Source organism: Paracoccus sp. PARArs4, from assembly GCF_947311865.1.
In the GTDB taxonomy this organism is placed as follows: Bacteria; Pseudomonadota; Alphaproteobacteria; order Rhodobacterales; family Rhodobacteraceae; genus Paracoccus; species Paracoccus zeaxanthinifaciens.
This window is the reverse complement of the sequence record NZ_CAMZMW010000020.1, coordinates 1-16,873: the sequence shown is the minus strand read 5'-3', so window position 1 is coordinate 16,873 and position 16,873 is coordinate 1. Positions and strand designations below refer to the sequence as shown.

Below are 16,873 nucleotides of genomic sequence, written 5' to 3'. Positions count from 1 at the left end.
GCCTTTAAGGGGCCAAATCCGGGAAAGGCCTTAAAGGAAGGGAACGACATGGACAAGAACGCAGAGGCACGGATTACCGAGCTGGAGGAAAAGCTGGCCTACCTGACCCGCGTCACCGAGGACCTGTCCGAGGTGATCGCGCGCCAGGACCGGATCATCGACCGGCTGGCCGCCCGCATGCAGATGCTGATGGAGGTCGAGGCGCAGCGCCAATCCGAATCCGACGGCTCGATCCCGCTGGCCGATCAGAGGCCCCCGCACTGGTAAGGGCGTTTTCAGTGCTTTCACAGCGGGGCGCGATGCGCTAGAGCCGGGGCGAAAAGCAGTTTCGGTAAAACGGAAGGACGGCTCATGGCCAACGTGGTGGTTGTCGGCGCCCAGTGGGGCGACGAAGGGAAGGGCAAGATCGTGGACTGGCTCAGCGAACGCGCTGATGTCATTGCGCGCTTCCAGGGCGGCCACAATGCCGGCCATACGCTGGTCATCGGCGACAAGGTGTTCAAGCTGTCGCTGCTGCCCTCGGGGATCGTGCGCGAAGGCAAGCTGGCCGTGATCGGCAACGGCGTGGTGCTGGACCCCTGGGCGCTGTTCTCGGAAATCGACAAGCTGACCGGGCAGGGCGTCAAGATCTCGACCGAGAGCCTGATGATCGCGGAAAACACGCCGCTGATCCTGCCGCTGCACCAGGACCTGGACAAGCTGCGCGAGGAAGCCGCGGGCAAGGCCAAGATCGGCACCACCGGTCGCGGCATCGGCCCGGCCTACGAGGACAAGGTCGGCCGCCGCTCGATTCGCGTGGCGGATCTGGGTGACGAACAGACGCTGGACGATCGCCTGGACCGCCTGCTGGCCCATCACGACGCGCTGCGTCAGGGCCTGGGCGCCGAACCCATCGACCGCGACGCGCTGAAGGCCAAGCTGCAGGAAATCGCGCCCAAGCTGCTGCCCTATGCCCAGCCGGTCTGGAAGACCATGGCCGAGGCCCGCAAGGCCGGCAAGCGCATCCTGTTCGAAGGCGCGCAGGGCAGCCTGCTGGATATCGATTTCGGCACCTATCCCTATGTCACCTCCTCGACCACGATGTCGGGCGCGGCGGCGTCGGGCACCGGCATGGGGCCGGGCGCGATCGATTTCGTGCTGGGCATCGTCAAGGCATACACCACGCGCGTGGGCGAAGGCCCGTTCCCGACCGAACTGGACGATGCCGACGGTCAGCGCCTGGGCGAGCGCGGCCATGAATTCGGCACCGTGACGGGTCGCAAGCGTCGCTGCGGCTGGTTCGATGCGGTCCTCGTGCGCCAGACCTGCGCCATCAGCGGCGTGAACGGCATCGCGCTGACCAAGCTGGACGTGCTGGACGGGTTCGAGAAGCTGAAGATCTGCGTCGGCTACGAGATCGACGGCGTGAAATACGACTATCTTCCGACCGCCGCCGCGCAGCAGACCCGCGTCACCCCCATCTACGAAGAAATGGACGGCTGGCAGGAATCGACCGCCGGGGCGCGCAGCTGGGCCGATCTGCCCGCCGCCGCGATCAAGTATGTCCGCCGCGTCGAGGAACTGATCCAGTGCCCCGTCGCGCTGCTGTCCACCAGCCCCGAACGCGACGACACCATCCTGGTGACCGATCCCTTCGCGGACTGATCCGGAAAGGAACCGCCATGAAGCTTCAGACGCGCAAGAGGCTGTCCATCCTGGTGCTGGTCGTGCTGATGCCGATCTATGTGGTCGTGGCGGTTTCGCTGATGAACTGGCTCGACGCCCGTTTCGGGCGTCAGCCGATCCTGGTCGAGGTCGGGATCTACATCCTGCTGGGCGTGCTGTGGGCCTTTCCGTTCAAGCGCATCTTCAGCGGGGTTGGGCGCGAATGATCGCCCATCCCGAAGGCGTCACCGTCATCGGCGGCGGTGCCGTCGAGGGGGACGATCTTGCGCAGGCGCTGGCCGTCGCGCCCGTGCTGGTGGCCGCCGATGGCGGGGCCGACAGCGCGCTGCGGCTGGGCTGCATGCCCGATGCGGTGATCGGCGATCTGGACAGCGTCAGCGACGAGGCCCACGCCCGGATCCCCCCGGAACGCATCCACCATGTCGCCGAGCAGGACAGTACCGATTTCACGAAATGTCTGCGCCGCATCCGCGCGCCGCTGGTCATGGCGGTGGGCTTTGCCGGCTTGCGGCTGGACCACAACCTTGCCGCGCTGACCGCGATGGTCGCGCCCGATGCGCCGCGGGTCGTGATGCTGGCGCCCGATGACGTGGTCCTTGCCGCGCCCGCCCGGATCGCGCTGGACCTGCATGCGGGCACGCGCGTGTCGCTGTTCCCGATGGGGCCCGCAACGGGGCGCAGCAGTGGCCTCGAATGGCCCATCGACGGCATCGACTTCGCGCCCGCAGGCCGCGTCGGCACGTCCAACCGCGCGACGGGTCCGGTCGATCTGCAGATCGACGGCCCGATGCTGATCATGCTGCCGCGCGACTGCCTGCGGCAGGTGCTGGCGGCTCTTTGAGGCCGTTCCGTTTCGCGCCGCCTATCGCTTGCGATAAGGCGGGGCGGTCGTTATCTCTGCCGGATCACGGGGATGGGTGCCATGCAACCGAAGCGCATACTTCTGATCGTGGGCGGGGGGATCTCGGCCTACAAGATCCCGCAGCTGATCAGGCTGATGCGGGCCGAGGGGCTGTCGGTGACGCCCGTCCTGACGCAGGCGGGCGCGCAGTTCACGACGCCCATGACCCTGTCGGTGCTGGCCGGAGAGCCGGTGCATGACGCGCTGTTCGACATCGGCATCGAGGCCGAGATCGGCCATATCCAGCTGTCGCGCAATGCCGATCTTGTCGTGGCCGCCCCGGCGACCGCGGACCTGATGGCCAAGATGGCGCAGGGCATCGCCAACGACCTTGCCACGACCCTGCTGCTGGCGACCGACAAGCCCGTTCTGATCGCACCGGCGATGAACGTGCGGATGTGGGACCACCCCGCGACCCGCCGCAACCGCGAGACGCTGGCCCGCGACGGCATCCTGTCGGTCGGGCCGGACAGCGGCGACATGGCCTGCGGCGAATACGGCCCCGGACGCATGGCCGAACCCGAGGCCATCGTGGCGGCGATCCGCGACGCGCTTGCCCCGCATCCGCAGCCCCTGGCCGGGCGGCACGCGATCGTCACCTCGGGGCCAACGCATGAACCGATCGACCCGGTGCGCTATATCGCGAACCGGTCCTCGGGGGCGCAGGGGACAGCCATCGCGGCGGCGCTGCGCGATCTGGGGGCGCGGGTCAGCTTCGTGACCGGCCCGGCCTCGGTCGCCCCGCCCGATGGCGTCGGCGTCGTCCGGGTCGAGACCGCCCGCCAGATGCGCGACGCGGTGCAAGCCGCGCTGCCCGCCGATATCGCCGTCATGGCAGCCGCCGTCGCGGATTGGCACGTGACGAACGAAAGCGGCCTGAAGATGAAGAAGGACGGCAGCGGCAATCCGCCCGCGCTGGAGATGGCCGAGAACCCCGACATCCTGCGCTGGCTGTCGAACGACGCCAGCAGGCCCAAGCTGGTCGTGGGCTTCGCCGCCGAGACGCATGACGTGATCGCCCACGCGACGGCCAAGCGCCTGCGCAAGGGCTGCGACTGGATCGTGGCCAACGATGTCAGCCCCGCGACGGGCATCATGGGCGGCACGGAAAACGCGGTGACGCTGATCACTGACGCGGGCCCCGAAGAATGGCCCCGGATGGACAAGGACAAGGTCGCGGCACGGCTTGCGGCCCGGATTGCGGAGGCGCTGGAATGACGCGCGACTATCTCGACTGGAATGCCACGACGCCGATCCGCCCCGAGGTCAAGGCCGCCATGATCGAGGCGCTGGACATCGCGGGCAACCCGTCCTCGGTCCATACCGAGGGGCGCGCGGCCAAGATGGCGCTGGAGGGCGCGCGGCAGCGCCTTGCAAGCGCGCTTGGGGCGGACGGGGCGGATGTGGTCTTCACCTCGGGGACGACCGAGGCCGCGTCGATGGTGCTGGGCGGCGGCGGTTTCCACTGCGCGCCGGTCGAACACAGCGCGATCAAGGTCTGGTGCGAACAGGACCTGGCGGTGGACGGCGACGGCATCGTCACGGTGGCCGACCCCGCCCGGACCAGCCTGCAGCTGGCCAACAACGAAACCGGCGTGATGCAGAAGCTGCCCGAGGGGCTGCACAACAGCGACCTGACGCAGGCCTTCGGCAAGGTGCCGATGGCCTTCAACTGGATGGGCATCACGGCCGGTTTCGTCAGTGCGCACAAGCTGGGCGGACCCAAGGGCATCGGCGCGCTGATCCTGCGCAAGGGGACCGAGGTGCCCGCCCTGATCCGCGGCGGGGGCCAGGAACAGGGCCGCCGTGCAGGGACCGAGAACCTCGTGGGGATCATCGGGCTTGCCGCCGCCGCCGAGGCCGCGCAGAAGGATCTCGAGGCCGGTCTGTGGGACGAGGTGCGCGCGCGCCGCGACATGCTGGAGGCGCGGATCTGCGACATCGCGCCCGAGGCCGTGGTGGCCGGAAAGAACGCACGACGCTTGCCTAACACCTCGTGCATTCTTACATCCGGCTGGAAGGGTGAAACGCAGGTCATGCAGATGGATCTTGCGGGATTTGCCATCTCGGCGGGTTCGGCCTGTTCTTCGGGCAAGGTCCGGGCCAGCGGCGCGCTGCAGGCAATGGGGTTCGACGATCAGCAGGCCCAATCGGCGATCAGGGTTTCGATAAGCCCCGCTTTGGGTGACGATCAGATCAACCGATTTGCGGACGCCTGGGAAAAGGCTTATAGGCGCTGGCGCAGCCGACATGCGTGACGGAACGGGCGGGCAGGGGCCCGCCATCGAGGAAGGAAAGAGAATGACGGAAGCCACCGATCTGGACGTGCGCGAAGGCGTCGACCGCGAGACGGTCGAAACTGTCCGCAACATGGGCAGCTACAAGTACGGCTGGGACACCGAGATCGAGATGGACTATGCCCCCAAGGGGGTGAACGAGGATATCGTCCGTCTTATCTCGGAGAAGAACAACGAACCGGAATGGATGACCGAGTGGCGGCTGGAAGCCTTCCGCCGCTGGCAGACCATGACCGAGCCGAAATGGGCGATGCTGAACTATCCGGAAATCGACTTCCAGGATCAGTATTACTATGCCCGCCCCAAAAGCATGGAAGAGAAGCCGAAGTCGCTGGACGAGGTGGACCCCAAGCTGCTGGCGACCTATGAGAAGCTGGGCATCCCGCTGAAGGAGCAGATGATCCTTGCGGGCGTCGAGGGCGCGGACGAGGCTCCTGCGGAAGGCCGCAAGGTCGCCGTGGACGCGGTCTTCGACAGCGTCAGCGTCGGCACCACCTTCAAGGACGAGCTGGCCAAGGCCGGCGTCATCTTCTGTTCCATCAGCGAGGCGATCCGCGAGCATCCCGAGCTGGTGAAGAAGTACCTGGGCAGCGTCGTTCCGCAGTCTGACAACTTCTTCGCGACGCTGAACAGCGCCGTCTTCTCGGACGGGTCCTTCGTCTATGTCCCGCCGGGCGTGCGCTGCCCGATGGAGCTGTCGACCTATTTCCGCATCAACGCCGAGAATACCGGCCAGTTCGAGCGGACGCTGATCATCGCCGACAAGGGCAGCTATGTCAGCTATCTGGAAGGGTGCACCGCGCCGCAGCGCGACACCAACCAGCTGCATGCCGCCGTCGTCGAGCTGGTCATCCTGGAAGATGCCGAGGTCAAGTACTCGACCGTCCAGAACTGGTTCCCCGGCGACGAGGAAGGCAAGGGCGGCATCTACAACTTCGTGACCAAGCGCGCCGATTGCCGCGAGGCACGGGCCAAGGTGATGTGGACGCAGGTGGAGACCGGTTCGGCCATCACCTGGAAATACCCGTCCTGCATCCTGCGCGGCGATGAATCGCAGGGCGAGTTCTACTCGATCGCGATCGCCAACAACTTCCAGCAGGCCGATACCGGCACCAAGATGATCCACCTGGGCAAGAACACGCGTTCGCGCATCGTGTCCAAGGGCATCTCGGCCGGCAAGGCGCAGAACACCTATCGCGGCCTGGTGACGATGCACCCCAAGGCCACGAACAGCCGCAACTATACCCAGTGCGACAGCCTGCTGATCGGCGATCAGTGCGGCGCCCACACGGTGCCCTATATCGAGGTCAAGAACACCTCGAGCCGGGTCGAGCACGAGGCGACCACCAGCAAGGTGGATGACGACCAGCTGTTCTACTGCCGGTCGCGCGGCATGGACGAGGAAGAGGCCGTCGCGCTGGTCGTGAACGGGTTCTGCCGCGAGGTCCTGCAGGCGCTGCCGATGGAGTTCGCCATGGAAGCGCAGTCGCTGGTCGCGATCTCGCTTGAAGGTTCGGTCGGCTGAGGCCGCCACGCAAAATTCGATGATGGTGCCGCGGGACGGCACCGCCGCCACCATCCGATGAGGAAGATATGCTGAAGATTGATAACCTGCACGTGAAGCTGGAAGAAGAGGACAAGCAGATCCTGAAGGGTCTGAGCCTCGAGGTCCCCGCCGGTCAGGTCCACGCCATCATGGGTCCGAACGGTTCGGGCAAATCCACCCTGTCCTATGTCCTGTCGGGCCGCGATGGCTACGAGGTCACCGACGGCGACGCCTCGCTGGACGGCGAGAGCCTGCTGGAGATGGAGCCCGAGGAACGCGCCGCTGCCGGCCTGTTCCTGGCATTCCAGTACCCGGTCGAGATCCCGGGCGTGGGCAACATGACCTTCCTGCGCACCGCGGTGAACGCGCAGCGCAAGGCGCGCGGCGAGGAAGAGCTGTCCTCGGCCGAGTTCCTGAAGATCGTGCGCGAGAAGGCAAAGGAGCTGCAGATCAGCCCCGAGATGCTGAAGCGTCCGGTCAACATGGGCTTCTCGGGCGGTGAGAAGAAGCGCAACGAGATCCTGCAGATGGCCATGCTGGAACCGCGCATGTGCATCATGGACGAGACGGATTCGGGCCTGGATGTCGACGCGATGCGCCTGGTGTCCGAAGGCGTGAACGCGCTGCGTTCGCCGGACCGCAGCTTCCTCGTGATCACGCACTATCAGCGCCTGCTGAACCACATCCAGCCGGATGTCGTGCACATCATGTCGAACGGTCGCATCATCAAGTCGGGCGGCCCCGAGCTGGCGCTGGAAGTCGAAGAGAACGGCTATGGCGACCTGCTGGCGGAGGCCGATTGATGACTGAAGCAGCCGTGAAAACCAAGGACGAGGTGACGCCGCAGGTTTCCGGCGCACCGAAGGCCGCGGACGCGCTGGAGGCACGCCTCGCCGCGCTGCCGCTGCCCAAGGGCGGCTGGTCGGCCGATGCCCGCTCCGAGGCGCTGGCACGTCTGCGCGACATGGGCCTGCCCGGTCCGCGCGACGAATACTGGCGCTTCACCGATCCGCGTCCGTTCAACGCCCCCGAGGCCAAGCCGCTGCCGATCGCCGATGGTGCATCGCCGCTGTTCACCTCGCGCGACAAGCTGACGCTGGTCTTCGTGGATGGCGTCTTCGATCCCTCCGCCTCGGACGACCTGTCGCTGGAAGGGGTCGAGATCTCGACCCTGAAGGGCACGCATGACGATGCCGACCACTGGGCCAAGGGGCTGTACGGTGCGCTGGAGACGGCGGGCCAGAAGCCTGCCGCGCGTCCCTTCGCCGCGCTGAACACCGCCGCCGCGCAGGACGGCCTGTTGATCCGCGTGACGGGCACGCCCTCGAAGCCGATCCACGTGCTGCATCGTCGCGGCTCGGACGACGCCGACGTGGTCTGGCACCACGTCATCCGCGTCGAGGAAGGCGCCGAGGCGACCCTGCTGGAGACCGGCACCGTCGGTGCGCGTTCCAACGGCGTGATCGAGGCCGATCTTGCCAAGGGCGCACGCCTGCACATGATCGCGGCCAAGCGCGCGGCGGATCCGAAGATCGGCATCTCGCATATCTTCGCCCGCGTGGACGAAGGCGCCGCCATCAAGAGCTTCGTGCTGTCGGTGAACGGCAACGTCATGCGCAACGAGGCGATCATCGACATGGTCGGCGACGATGCGGTCGCGCATGTGGCGGCGGCGGTTCTGGGCGACCAGAACGTCGGCCCGTTCCACCATGACGACACCGTCTTCATCACCCATGGCGCGCTGCGCGGCGAAAGCCGCCAGGTGTTCAAGAAGGTGCTGAAGAACGGCGCCACCGGCGTGTTCCAGGGCAAGATCCTGGTCAAGCCCGGCGCGCAGAAGACCGACGGCTACCAGATCAGCCAGGCGCTGCTTCTGGACGAGCGCAGCCAGTTCCTGGCCAAGCCCGAGCTGGAGATCTATGCCGACGACGTGGCCTGCTCTCACGGGTCGACCACGGGCGCCATCGACGAGGACGCGCTGTTCTACTTCCGCTCTCGCGGGATTCCGCGCGAACGCGCCATCGTCTTCCTGGTCCTGTCCTTCCTTGCCGACGCGCTGGAAGAGGTCGAGGACGAGGGCCTGCGCGACGAGATCAACGAACGGCTTGATGCGTGGCTGACGGATCGCCCGCAGATCTGAGCGCGGCGCGCGGCGGCATGCTCCGCCGCGTGCTTGCAAGCTGGTGGGCCCCGCGCCGGGTGGTGCGGGGCCTTGCCGACATTCCCGATACCACGCTTCTGGTCGTCGTCATGCTGGCGGGGCTGATGCAGCTGGTCTCGCAGGCCCCCGGCCATGCCCGCGCGGCGCAGATCGACCCCTCGATCCCGCTGGACGCCCGCATGGGGGGTGCGCTGATGGGTTCCCTTTTCATGCTGCCGCTTCTGGCCTATTTCGTGGCGGGGCTGTCGGGCCTGCTGCTGCGCGTGACGCCGTGGCGGATCGACCCGCGCCACGCCCGGCTTGCGCTGTTCTGGGCGCTTCTGGCGGCGGCGCCTGCCTCGCTTCTGGCGGGGCTGACGGCGGGTTTCGTGGGGCCGGGGCCCGCGCTTACTCTGACGCGCGCGATCGCGGGTGTCGGTTTCCTTCTGATCTGGGGCGCCGGTTTCCGGGCGCTGACGAGGCGGCAATGAGTTTCGACGATTTCAAGCACCTTGTGCGAACCACCTTCCGCGATCCCGATGCGGCAGCAAGGCAGCTGATGGGGCTGGACCTGCCGATGCAGGCCCGCTGGATGGCGCTGGTGCTGGCGGTGTCGGTCTCGGCGCTGATGGCGTTCCTCGTCTCGTCGATCTTCCCTGCGCCCGAGGGGGCCGAGGCCCCGATGCTGTCGGTCGTCCGCCAGCCGTTGATGCTGGCTGCGATGCAGATGGCCGCGATCGTGATGGGCGCAGGGCTGATGGCCGGTGTGGGACGGATCTTCGGCGGCAGGGGGACATTCCCCGACGCGCTGATTCTGACCGTCTGGATCGAGGTCCTGCTGCTGATCGTGCAGGCCGCGCAGGTCGTCCTGTCGCTGGCCGTTCCGCCCCTTGCAAGCATCGCGGGGATCATGGCCATCGCGCTGTTCCTGTGGCTGACGGTCCAGTTCACGAAGGCCCTGCACGGCTTCACCAGCGGGCCCAAGGTGCTGCTGGTGATGTTCGTCACCCTGATCGCGATGGGCACCGTCCTGTCCTTCCTGGCCGCCGCGCTCGGCCTCATGCCGGAGATGCCGCAATGAGCTTTGACATCGACGCCGTCCGTGCCGATTTCCCGATCCTGTCGCGCCAGGTGAACGGCCGTCCGCTGGTCTATCTGGACAGCGGTGCCAGCGCCCAGAAGCCGCAGGTCGTGATCGACGCGATCACCCGCGCCTACGAGGGCGAATACGCCAATGTCCATCGCGGGCTCCACTATCTGTCGAACCTTGCGACCGACAATTACGAGCGCGTCCGCGGCACCATCGCCCGCTTCCTGAACGCCCCGGCCGAGGACGAGGTGATCTTCACCAGCGGCTCGACCGAGGGGATCAACCTTGTCAGCTATGGCTGGGCGGCCCCGCGCCTTCAGGCGGGCGACGAGATCGTGCTGTCGGTGATGGAGCATCACGCCAACATCGTGCCCTGGCATTTCCTGCGCGAACGGCAGGGCGTCGTCCTGAAATGGGTCGAGCCCGAGCCCGATGGCAGCCTGCCTGCCGAAAAGGTGCTCGAGGCCGTCGGCCCGCGAACGAAGCTGATCGCGGTCACGCATATGTCGAACGTCACGGGCACCGTGGTCGATGTCGCGGCCATCGCGCGTGGAACGGACGTTCCGGTGATGGTCGATGGCAGCCAGGCGGCGGTGCACATGCCGGTCGATGTCGCGGCGCTCGGCTGCGATTTCTACTGCATCACGGGGCACAAGCTCTATGGGCCTTCGGGTTCGGGCGCGATCTGGATCAGCGCCGAACGGCAGGCCGAGATGCGGCCCTTCCTGGGGGGCGGCGACATGATCCGCACCGTGGGCCGGGACGAAGTGACCTATGCCGATCCGCCGCTGCGGTTCGAGGCCGGCACGCCGGGCATCGTGAACCAGATTGGCCTGGGTGCCGCGCTGGAATACCTGATGGGCCTCGGGATGGAGAACGTGGCAAGCCACGAACGCGGGCTGCGCGACTATGCCCGCGACCGGCTGCGCGCGCTGAACTGGCTGCAGATCCAGGGCGATGCGGCGGACAAGGGCGCGATCTTCTCGATGACGATGGAGGGGGCGCATGCGCATGACATCTCGACCATCCTCGACAAGAAGGGAATCGCCGTCCGCGCGGGCAGCCACTGCGCCATGCCGCTGATGGAGTTCTTCGGCGTCAGCGCCACCGCGCGCGCCAGCTTCGCGATGTACAACACCAAGGCAGAAGTCGACGCTTTGGTCGAAGGATTGACGTTCTGTCGCGAACTTTTCGCCTGAATCTTGCAAAGATTCGCAAACAGGCCGAAGAATTCACGTTAGACCTTGCCGGAAGAAGGCCGCATCTGCATCCCTTGTCGCAAGATCGACAAGGAGGCAGGCATGGCCGAGATTCTGGTTCTGGGTGCGGGTATGGTCGGCGTCACGACGGCGCTGTCCCTGCAGGAGCGTGGTCACGACGTGACCATTATCGAACGCAACGTCCCCGGACGCGAGACCAGTTACGGCAATGCCGGCCTGATCCAGACCGAGGCGGTCGAGCCCTATGCCATGCCGCTGGCGCCGGGCGCGCTGCTGCAGATCGCGATGGGGCGCGGCTTCGACGTCAAGTGGACGCCCTCGGGGCTGATGTCGCAGATGGGCGCTGTCTGGAGCTATGCGCTGAACTCGCTTCCGGCCGCGCATCGGCGGGCGTCGCAGACCTGGGGCAAGCTGATCCGCCAGTCCACCGACCGCCACGCGCCGCTGATCGCGGCGTCGGGTTCGGACAACATCATCCGCAAGAACGGCTTCATCGAACTGCACCGGACGCCCGCGAAGTTCGACAAGGGTGCCAAGGCGGTCGAGCGTTTCCGCACCGATTTCGGCGTGGACGCGCGGCTGCTGACCGGTGCCGAACTGCGCGCGATCGAGCCCTCGATCAAGGTTGAGGTTCAGGGCGCAACCCATTGGATGGACGCGTGGAATTGCTCGGACCCCGGCGGCCTGGTCGCGGCCTATGCCGCGCTGTTCCAGAAGCGCGGCGGGCGGATCATCAACGGCGATGCGGGCGATCTGCATCGCAAGGGCGCCGCTTGGATCGCGGACGAGGCCGAGGGTGAACATGCCGTCATCGCGCTTGGCCCCTGGTCGCCCGCCATCACCGAACGCTTCGGCCTGCGCGTGCCGATGGTCTACAAGCGCGGCTATCACCGGCATTACCACATGGAGCTGCCGCCGCAGCACCCGATCGCGGATTTCGGCAACTCGGTCGTGCTGTCGCCCATGCGTCGCGGCCTGCGCATCGCGACCGCGGCGGAACTGACCTCGCATCCGCGCCTGACCCCGCCGCAACTGAAGCATGGCGAGAAGGCCGCGCGCGAACTGTTCGACGTGGGCGCCCCGGTCGAGGCCGAGCCCTGGACCGGACGCCGCCCCTGCATGCCGGACATGCTGCCGCTGGTCGGGCGGGTTCCGGATCAGCCGAACCTCTGGGCGCATTTCGGGCATGGTCATCAGGGCTTCACCCTTGGTCCGGTCACGTCGGAGATCCTCGCGGACGAGATCTCGGGCGGGCAAGGTTGGGACGCCTTGCAACCTTCGAGGCTGAAGCGCGGTTGATCTGACGCCCCGCAACGCACATCTTGGGGGCCAGTCCGAACGGAACGGGAACCTCATGGGTCACAACAACACGAGCGCGCCTGTCCAGCGCTTTCCCGAAGTCACGCGCCCCAAGCTGGAAGGGGGCAAGCGTTTCGTCATGAAATCCGAGTTCCAGCCCGCGGGCGACCAGCCGACAGCCATCAAGGAGCTGTCGGCGGGCGTCGTCTCGGGGGAACGCGATCAGGTCCTGCTGGGCGCCACCGGCACCGGCAAGACCTATACCATGGCGAAGATCATCGAAGAGACGCAGCGCCCGGCGATCATCCTTGCGCCTAACAAGACGCTGGCCGCGCAGCTTTACGGCGAATTCAAGGGCTTCTTCCCCGACAACGCGGTCGAATATTTCGTCAGCTACTACGACTATTACCAGCCCGAAGCCTATGTGCCGCGCAGCGATACCTATATCGAGAAGGAATCGCAGATCAACGAGGCCATCGACCGGATGCGCCACAGCGCGACGCGCGCGCTGCTGGAACGCGACGACGTGATCATCGTCGCCTCGGTCAGCTGCATCTACGGCATCGGCTCGGTCGAGACATATTCGGCAATGACGCAGGACATGATCGTCGGCGAAAGCTATGATCAGCGCGAATTTCTGGGTCAGCTGGTGGCGCAGCAATACAAGCGGCTGGACGCGGCCTTCCAGCGCGGCAGCTTCCGCGTGCGCGGCGACCTGGTCGAGGTCTGGCCCGCCCACCTCGAGGATCGCGCCTGGCGGTTCGACTTCTTCGGCAACGAGCTGGAGGCGATCACCGAATTCGACCCGCTAACCGGCACGAAATCGGACAGTTTCAAGCAGATCCGCATCTATGCCAACAGCCACTATGTCACGCCGCGCCCGACGATGCAGCAGGCCGTGAAGGGCATCAAGAAGGAGCTGGCCGAGCGTTTGAACGTCCTGCAAGAGGAAGGCAAGCTGCTGGAGGCGCAGCGCCTGGAACAGCGCACCAACTTCGACATCGAGATGCTGGAGGCGACCGGCGTCTGCAACGGCATCGAGAACTACAGCCGCTATCTGACGGGCCGCGCGCCGGGCGAGCCGCCCCCCACGCTGTTCGAATTCATCCCTGACAACGCCATCGTCTTTGCCGATGAAAGCCATGTCAGCGTGCCGCAGATCGGCGGCATGTATCGCGGCGACTTCCGGCGCAAGTTCACGCTGGCGGAACACGGCTTCCGCCTGCCCAGCTGCATGGACAACCGCCCCCTGAAGTTCGAGGAATGGGACGCGATGCGCCCGCAATCGGTCTTCGTGTCGGCCACCCCCGCGCAGTGGGAAATGGACCAGACGGGCGGCGTATTCACCGAACAGATCATCCGTCCCACCGGCCTTCTGGACCCCCAGATCGAGATCCGCCCGGTCGAGATGCAGGTCGACGACCTGCTGGACGAGGTGCGCCGCGTCACCGCCGCCGGTTACCGGACCCTGTGCACCACGCTGACCAAGCGCATGGCCGAGGATCTGACCGAATACATGCATGAACAGGGCATCAAGGTCCGCTACATGCACAGCGACATCGACACGATCGAGCGGATCGAGATCCTGCGCGACCTGCGACTTGGCGCCTTCGACGTGCTGATCGGCATCAACCTTCTGCGCGAGGGGTTGGACATTCCCGAATGCGGGCTGGTGGCGATCCTCGATGCCGACAAGGAAGGCTTCCTGCGGTCCGAGACCTCGTTGATCCAGACCATCGGGCGGGCGGCGCGGAATGCCGACGGCCGCGTCATCATGTATGCCGACCGCGTCACCGGCAGCATGGAACGCGCCATGGCCGAGACCGAGCGCCGCCGCGAGAAGCAGATCGCCTATAACGAGGAACACGGGATCACGCCGCAGACCGTGCGCAAGAATGTCGAGGATGTCCTTGCGGGGCTGTGGCAGGGCGATACCGACCAGTCGCGCGTCACCGCCAAGGTCGAGGGCGCGAAGGTCGGCGCGAACCTGCAGGCACATCTGGATGCCCTGCGCGAGCAGATGCGCAAGGCCGCCGAGAACCTGGAGTTCGAGGAGGCTGCCCGCCTGCGCGACGAGGTCAAACGCCTCGAGGCGGTGGACCTGGCGGTGTCGGACGATCCCCTGGCCCGCCAATCCGCCATCGAGGAAGCGACCGAACAGGCGACGCGCAGCGCCGGTCGTTCATCCGCGGGGCGGGCAGGTCAGCGGGGCGGGAACAAGCGTTCCAAGCGGCGGGCCTAGCCGCAGCTGACGCGGCCGATCCAGCCCTTCGGGTCGGTGTGCAGGGTCAGGCGGGCCGGGTTCGTCGCAGGCGGAACCGGCCGGCCATAATCCACCAGGCGCACCTGAAGCGCGGGCGGAAAGCTGACCTCGCCCCAGTTCATGCCGACGACCCGTGCATGCCTGGCCGGATTGCAGACGCGATCTGCCACGGTATAGCTGGGCCCCGAGGCGCAGGCACCCAGGGCGGTCACGGCGGCCAGAAGGGCAAGGCGGATTTTCACGCGGGAACCTCTTGCTTGTCAGGTCTTGAACGCCATTCCGGCGGTGTCGTTCCCATCATAACCCGTTTTGCGGCATTGTAAAAAAACGGGGCCCCGAAGGACCCCGCTTGCCTCATTGGCTGGCAGAGGCAAGGACCGCGCAGGCCATCCTGCCGCCCGCATCCCCCGAGGGCTGCGATTCCATGTCGTCCATGCCCTGATGGATCATGAAGGACGTGCCGTCCGCGTCGACGACCTGTTCCGCGCCAAGGTCAGGTACGAAATACTCGACCGTCAGCATGCCGTTCTCGGGAACGTGGACATTGGGCAGGTCCCCCAGATGCGGCCCGTTCTCCGAATTCACGCCATGCTCGCGGCCTTCGCCTGCCAGATGGCCGCCCGCGCTCTTGAACTCGGGGCCCTCGCACAGGCCGGTCTCGTGCAGATGCGCGGCAAAGGTGCCTGCTGGCACGTCGGTCAGCTCGATCTTCAGGTGCATCATCCCCGAGGGCGTGGGCATCGCGGTGATGGTGCCGTGGGGCTGACCCTCGGGGCCTGCGATATCCGCGCTCATGGCCTCGGTGCTGTCCATGGGGGCGGTCGAGTGGGCCGCGTGCTCGTCGGCAAGGGCAGGGGTTGCGGCAAGGATGGCGGCGGCGGTCAGGCGAAGCATGGAAACCTCCTTCGTGGTCATGTGCAGACCCAACGGCAGCGCGACCGATCCGTTCCTGCGGCATTCTCGGGACTTGAAGCACCGCTCGATTGCGGCGATACAAAGGCCGAACCCTGTTCGAGGAAGACACCCATGCGCGTCCGTATCTACCAGCCTGCCCGCAACGCGATGACCTCGGGGATGGCCCGCACGCGTGGCTGGCTGCTGGAATACCCGCCCGCCGATGCCCGTGAGATCGACCCGCTGATGGGCTGGACCAGCAGCGACGATACGCAGTCGCAGGTTCGCCTGCGCTTCGACACCCGCAAGCAGGCCGAGGATTACGCCCGCGAACGCGGTCTGGACTATGTCGTGCAAGAGCCGCACAAGCGCAGCCAGAACGTCCGCCCCCGCGGCTATGGCGAGAACTTCGCCACCGACCGCCGCGCCCCCTGGACGCACTGAGATCTTGTAAATCGGGATCAAGTTGCGGCCGAATAGGCCACAACATCCGGCCGAAGTCTATTTTGAAGGACGTGGATGCACCCGCTTTCAGACAGCTTCGCGGTTACTCCTTTCGGCATCTGGTCCAGTGAGACGCTTCGACCGACCATTAGCTCTCAGGTGGACTGGCTTGGACAGTGCGCATGTTGCTCCTGTTGAAGCCACTGAACTGAGACGACAATCGCTTCGGCGAGGCAGCCGAGAGATGCAGATGCAGATGCATGCGCAAACGGAAGCATAAGTCTGCGCAAAGGGTGTCAAGGGCGAAACGTACCGCCTGGTGCCCCCGAGCGACTCTCTGAAAGACGGTGATACAGGCGTTGGCGCTAATGCTCCGGCTCCTTCCGCGTATGGAGAGGATCAGGCGGAATGCCGTTGTGTTCTCCCCGTATGAGCCTGAGCATGGCGCAGTGGGGCTGGCTTGCGATAGTGAGACCCTGGACACGAGGTCGCTTGGAAGCGGTGGGAACCCCGATGAAGACCATGAAGCCGACGCAAGCTGTCGCTACGATCCTGAGCCGATATCAGCGGCAGAGAAATTGTCAGGTGCCCGTCACAACGACAGATATCTACGCCAACACCATTGCTCGCGTCTGAGGAGACGACGTTGACCTCGACCCGGTCGAACGGGGCCTCATCCACCTCAAGCGCCAGAAGGTGATTTCCGGCAGAAGACTGGTCACCCTTCTTGCTCGCCATCAGCGCGAGATCAGACCTGAGTGACGCTTCCCGAGGCTTTCTTGGGGTACTGGGCTCAACACCAGATAGGAATACACCAAGTGTCATCGCTCTTGGGAGCGCATCGCTTGCTTCGAGGGGCCATAGTCACCGCTCACGCCCGGCGCTGACTGATAATCTGCCCTGGCTTGAAGGGCGGAAAGCTGCCGTTCGCGGCACTCGCAAGCTATCGAGCTGCCTCGAACGTTAGCTGACATTGGCGTCGCGCATACATCCGCACGCAAAGGCTTCTTGCGCCTTTGACATTTTCAACAGCTAACTAGGCTCCAGACTCGTTAATTTTCAAAGCCAGAAGATGACAGTTGCGGCGAGAGCGACGGCGGACAGAAAGACCCTC

Annotated in this window: 17 protein-coding genes; 15 read left to right on the top strand and 2 right to left on the bottom strand. The window is 65.8% G+C overall.

All coding sequences use genetic code 11. The annotated features are described in order from the left end of the window. Window positions 1-48 precede the first annotated feature (48 nt). The 14 genes from QMZ16_RS14370 (at window position 49) to uvrB (ending at window position 14,400) form a co-directional block, all read left to right on the top strand. Window positions 49-267 carry a SlyX family protein gene (locus QMZ16_RS14370; protein WP_022707315.1) on the top strand — a complete coding sequence of 73 codons (219 nt, stop codon included), beginning with the start codon at window positions 49-51 and terminating at the stop codon, window positions 265-267. Window positions 268-351: 84 nt separating this feature from the next. Next, window positions 352-1,644 (top strand): adenylosuccinate synthase, encoded by a 1,293-nt coding sequence (locus QMZ16_RS14365; protein ID WP_022707314.1) that lies wholly within the window; start codon window positions 352-354, stop codon window positions 1,642-1,644. Window positions 1,645-1,661: 17 nt separating this feature from the next. Then, entirely contained in the window at window positions 1,662-1,871 is a 210-nt protein-coding gene (locus QMZ16_RS14360; protein WP_022707313.1) for a DUF2842 domain-containing protein, read from the top strand. Next, on the top strand, window positions 1,868-2,506 hold the full coding sequence (locus QMZ16_RS14355) for a thiamine diphosphokinase (protein WP_282603734.1): 639 nt from the start codon (window positions 1,868-1,870) through the stop codon (window positions 2,504-2,506). The genes QMZ16_RS14360 and QMZ16_RS14355 overlap by 4 nt, the downstream gene beginning before the upstream one ends. Window positions 2,507-2,587: 81 nt before the next feature. After that, window positions 2,588-3,784 (top strand): bifunctional phosphopantothenoylcysteine decarboxylase/phosphopantothenate--cysteine ligase CoaBC, encoded by a 1,197-nt coding sequence (gene coaBC, locus QMZ16_RS14350; RefSeq protein WP_282603733.1) that lies wholly within the window; start codon window positions 2,588-2,590, stop codon window positions 3,782-3,784. After that, a complete protein-coding gene (locus QMZ16_RS14345) occupies window positions 3,781-4,824 on the top strand; it encodes a cysteine desulfurase family protein (RefSeq protein WP_022707310.1) in 1,044 nt (347 codons plus the stop codon). Before coaBC ends, QMZ16_RS14345 begins: the two co-directional genes overlap by 4 nt. A gap of 43 nt (window positions 4,825-4,867) precedes the next feature. After that, window positions 4,868-6,388 carry a Fe-S cluster assembly protein SufB gene (gene sufB / locus QMZ16_RS14340; protein ID WP_282603732.1) on the top strand — a complete coding sequence of 507 codons (1,521 nt, stop codon included), beginning with the start codon at window positions 4,868-4,870 and terminating at the stop codon, window positions 6,386-6,388. Between the two features lie 68 nt (window positions 6,389-6,456). Continuing rightward, window positions 6,457-7,212: a Fe-S cluster assembly ATPase SufC gene (sufC, locus tag QMZ16_RS14335; RefSeq protein ID WP_282603731.1), complete on the top strand. Its 756-nt coding sequence runs from the start codon at window positions 6,457-6,459 to the stop codon at window positions 7,210-7,212. Beyond that, window positions 7,212-8,549 carry a SufD family Fe-S cluster assembly protein gene (locus QMZ16_RS14330; protein ID WP_282603730.1) on the top strand — a complete coding sequence of 446 codons (1,338 nt, stop codon included), beginning with the start codon at window positions 7,212-7,214 and terminating at the stop codon, window positions 8,547-8,549. The genes sufC and QMZ16_RS14330 overlap by 1 nt, the downstream gene beginning before the upstream one ends. Next, window positions 8,522-9,040 (top strand): hypothetical protein, encoded by a 519-nt coding sequence (locus QMZ16_RS14325; RefSeq protein WP_282603729.1) that lies wholly within the window; start codon window positions 8,522-8,524, stop codon window positions 9,038-9,040. The genes QMZ16_RS14330 and QMZ16_RS14325 overlap by 28 nt, the downstream gene beginning before the upstream one ends. Continuing rightward, a complete protein-coding gene (locus QMZ16_RS14320) occupies window positions 9,037-9,630 on the top strand; it encodes a Yip1 family protein (protein WP_282603728.1) in 594 nt (197 codons plus the stop codon). Before QMZ16_RS14325 ends, QMZ16_RS14320 begins: the two co-directional genes overlap by 4 nt. Then, window positions 9,627-10,838 carry a cysteine desulfurase gene (locus tag QMZ16_RS14315; protein WP_022707304.1) on the top strand — a complete coding sequence of 404 codons (1,212 nt, stop codon included), beginning with the start codon at window positions 9,627-9,629 and terminating at the stop codon, window positions 10,836-10,838. The genes QMZ16_RS14320 and QMZ16_RS14315 overlap by 4 nt, the downstream gene beginning before the upstream one ends. A 102-nt stretch (window positions 10,839-10,940) precedes the next feature. Then, window positions 10,941-12,158: an FAD-dependent oxidoreductase gene (locus QMZ16_RS14310; RefSeq protein ID WP_282603727.1), complete on the top strand. Its 1,218-nt coding sequence runs from the start codon at window positions 10,941-10,943 to the stop codon at window positions 12,156-12,158. Between the two features lie 55 nt (window positions 12,159-12,213). After that, window positions 12,214-14,400: an excinuclease ABC subunit UvrB gene (gene uvrB, locus QMZ16_RS14305; protein ID WP_282603726.1), complete on the top strand. Its 2,187-nt coding sequence runs from the start codon at window positions 12,214-12,216 to the stop codon at window positions 14,398-14,400. Here the strand turns inward: uvrB and QMZ16_RS14300 are convergent. Continuing rightward, entirely contained in the window at window positions 14,397-14,663 is a 267-nt protein-coding gene (locus QMZ16_RS14300) for a hypothetical protein (RefSeq protein ID WP_282603725.1), read from the bottom strand. The genes uvrB and QMZ16_RS14300 overlap by 4 nt on opposite strands. A gap of 112 nt (window positions 14,664-14,775) precedes the next feature. Continuing rightward, on the bottom strand, window positions 14,776-15,315 hold the full coding sequence (locus tag QMZ16_RS14295) for a superoxide dismutase family protein (RefSeq protein WP_282603724.1): 540 nt from the start codon (window positions 15,313-15,315) through the stop codon (window positions 14,776-14,778). 132 nt (window positions 15,316-15,447) lie between these two features. On the opposite strand from QMZ16_RS14295, the gene QMZ16_RS14290 reads away from it, so the two are divergent. Continuing rightward, entirely contained in the window at window positions 15,448-15,759 is a 312-nt protein-coding gene (locus QMZ16_RS14290) for an ETC complex I subunit (RefSeq protein WP_022707299.1), read from the top strand. Window positions 15,760-16,873 lie beyond the last annotated feature (1,114 nt).

Excerpts from the sequence above, each read along its gene's own strand:
- QMZ16_RS14320 (WP_282603728.1), top strand. The coding sequence starts at position 9,037 with ATGAGTTTCGACGATTTCAAGCACCTTGTGCGAACCACCTTCCGCGAT.
- QMZ16_RS14360 (WP_022707313.1), top strand. The coding sequence starts at position 1,662 with ATGAAGCTTCAGACGCGCAAGAGGCTGTCCATCCTGGTGCTGGTCGTG.
- QMZ16_RS14365 (WP_022707314.1), top strand. The coding sequence starts at position 352 with ATGGCCAACGTGGTGGTTGTCGGCGCCCAGTGGGGCGACGAAGGGAAG.
- QMZ16_RS14295 (WP_282603724.1), bottom strand. The coding sequence starts at position 15,315 with ATGCTTCGCCTGACCGCCGCCGCCATCCTTGCCGCAACCCCTGCCCTT.
- uvrB (WP_282603726.1), top strand. The coding sequence starts at position 12,214 with ATGGGTCACAACAACACGAGCGCGCCTGTCCAGCGCTTTCCCGAAGTC.
- QMZ16_RS14310 (WP_282603727.1), top strand. The coding sequence starts at position 10,941 with ATGGCCGAGATTCTGGTTCTGGGTGCGGGTATGGTCGGCGTCACGACG.
- QMZ16_RS14315 (WP_022707304.1), top strand. The coding sequence starts at position 9,627 with ATGAGCTTTGACATCGACGCCGTCCGTGCCGATTTCCCGATCCTGTCG.
- QMZ16_RS14355 (WP_282603734.1), top strand. The coding sequence starts at position 1,868 with ATGATCGCCCATCCCGAAGGCGTCACCGTCATCGGCGGCGGTGCCGTC.
- QMZ16_RS14370 (WP_022707315.1), top strand. The coding sequence starts at position 49 with ATGGACAAGAACGCAGAGGCACGGATTACCGAGCTGGAGGAAAAGCTG.
- coaBC (WP_282603733.1), top strand. The coding sequence starts at position 2,588 with ATGCAACCGAAGCGCATACTTCTGATCGTGGGCGGGGGGATCTCGGCC.
- sufB (WP_282603732.1), top strand. The coding sequence starts at position 4,868 with ATGACGGAAGCCACCGATCTGGACGTGCGCGAAGGCGTCGACCGCGAG.
- QMZ16_RS14290 (WP_022707299.1), top strand. The coding sequence starts at position 15,448 with ATGCGCGTCCGTATCTACCAGCCTGCCCGCAACGCGATGACCTCGGGG.
- QMZ16_RS14345 (WP_022707310.1), top strand. The coding sequence starts at position 3,781 with ATGACGCGCGACTATCTCGACTGGAATGCCACGACGCCGATCCGCCCC.
- sufC (WP_282603731.1), top strand. The coding sequence starts at position 6,457 with ATGCTGAAGATTGATAACCTGCACGTGAAGCTGGAAGAAGAGGACAAG.
- QMZ16_RS14330 (WP_282603730.1), top strand. The coding sequence starts at position 7,212 with ATGACTGAAGCAGCCGTGAAAACCAAGGACGAGGTGACGCCGCAGGTT.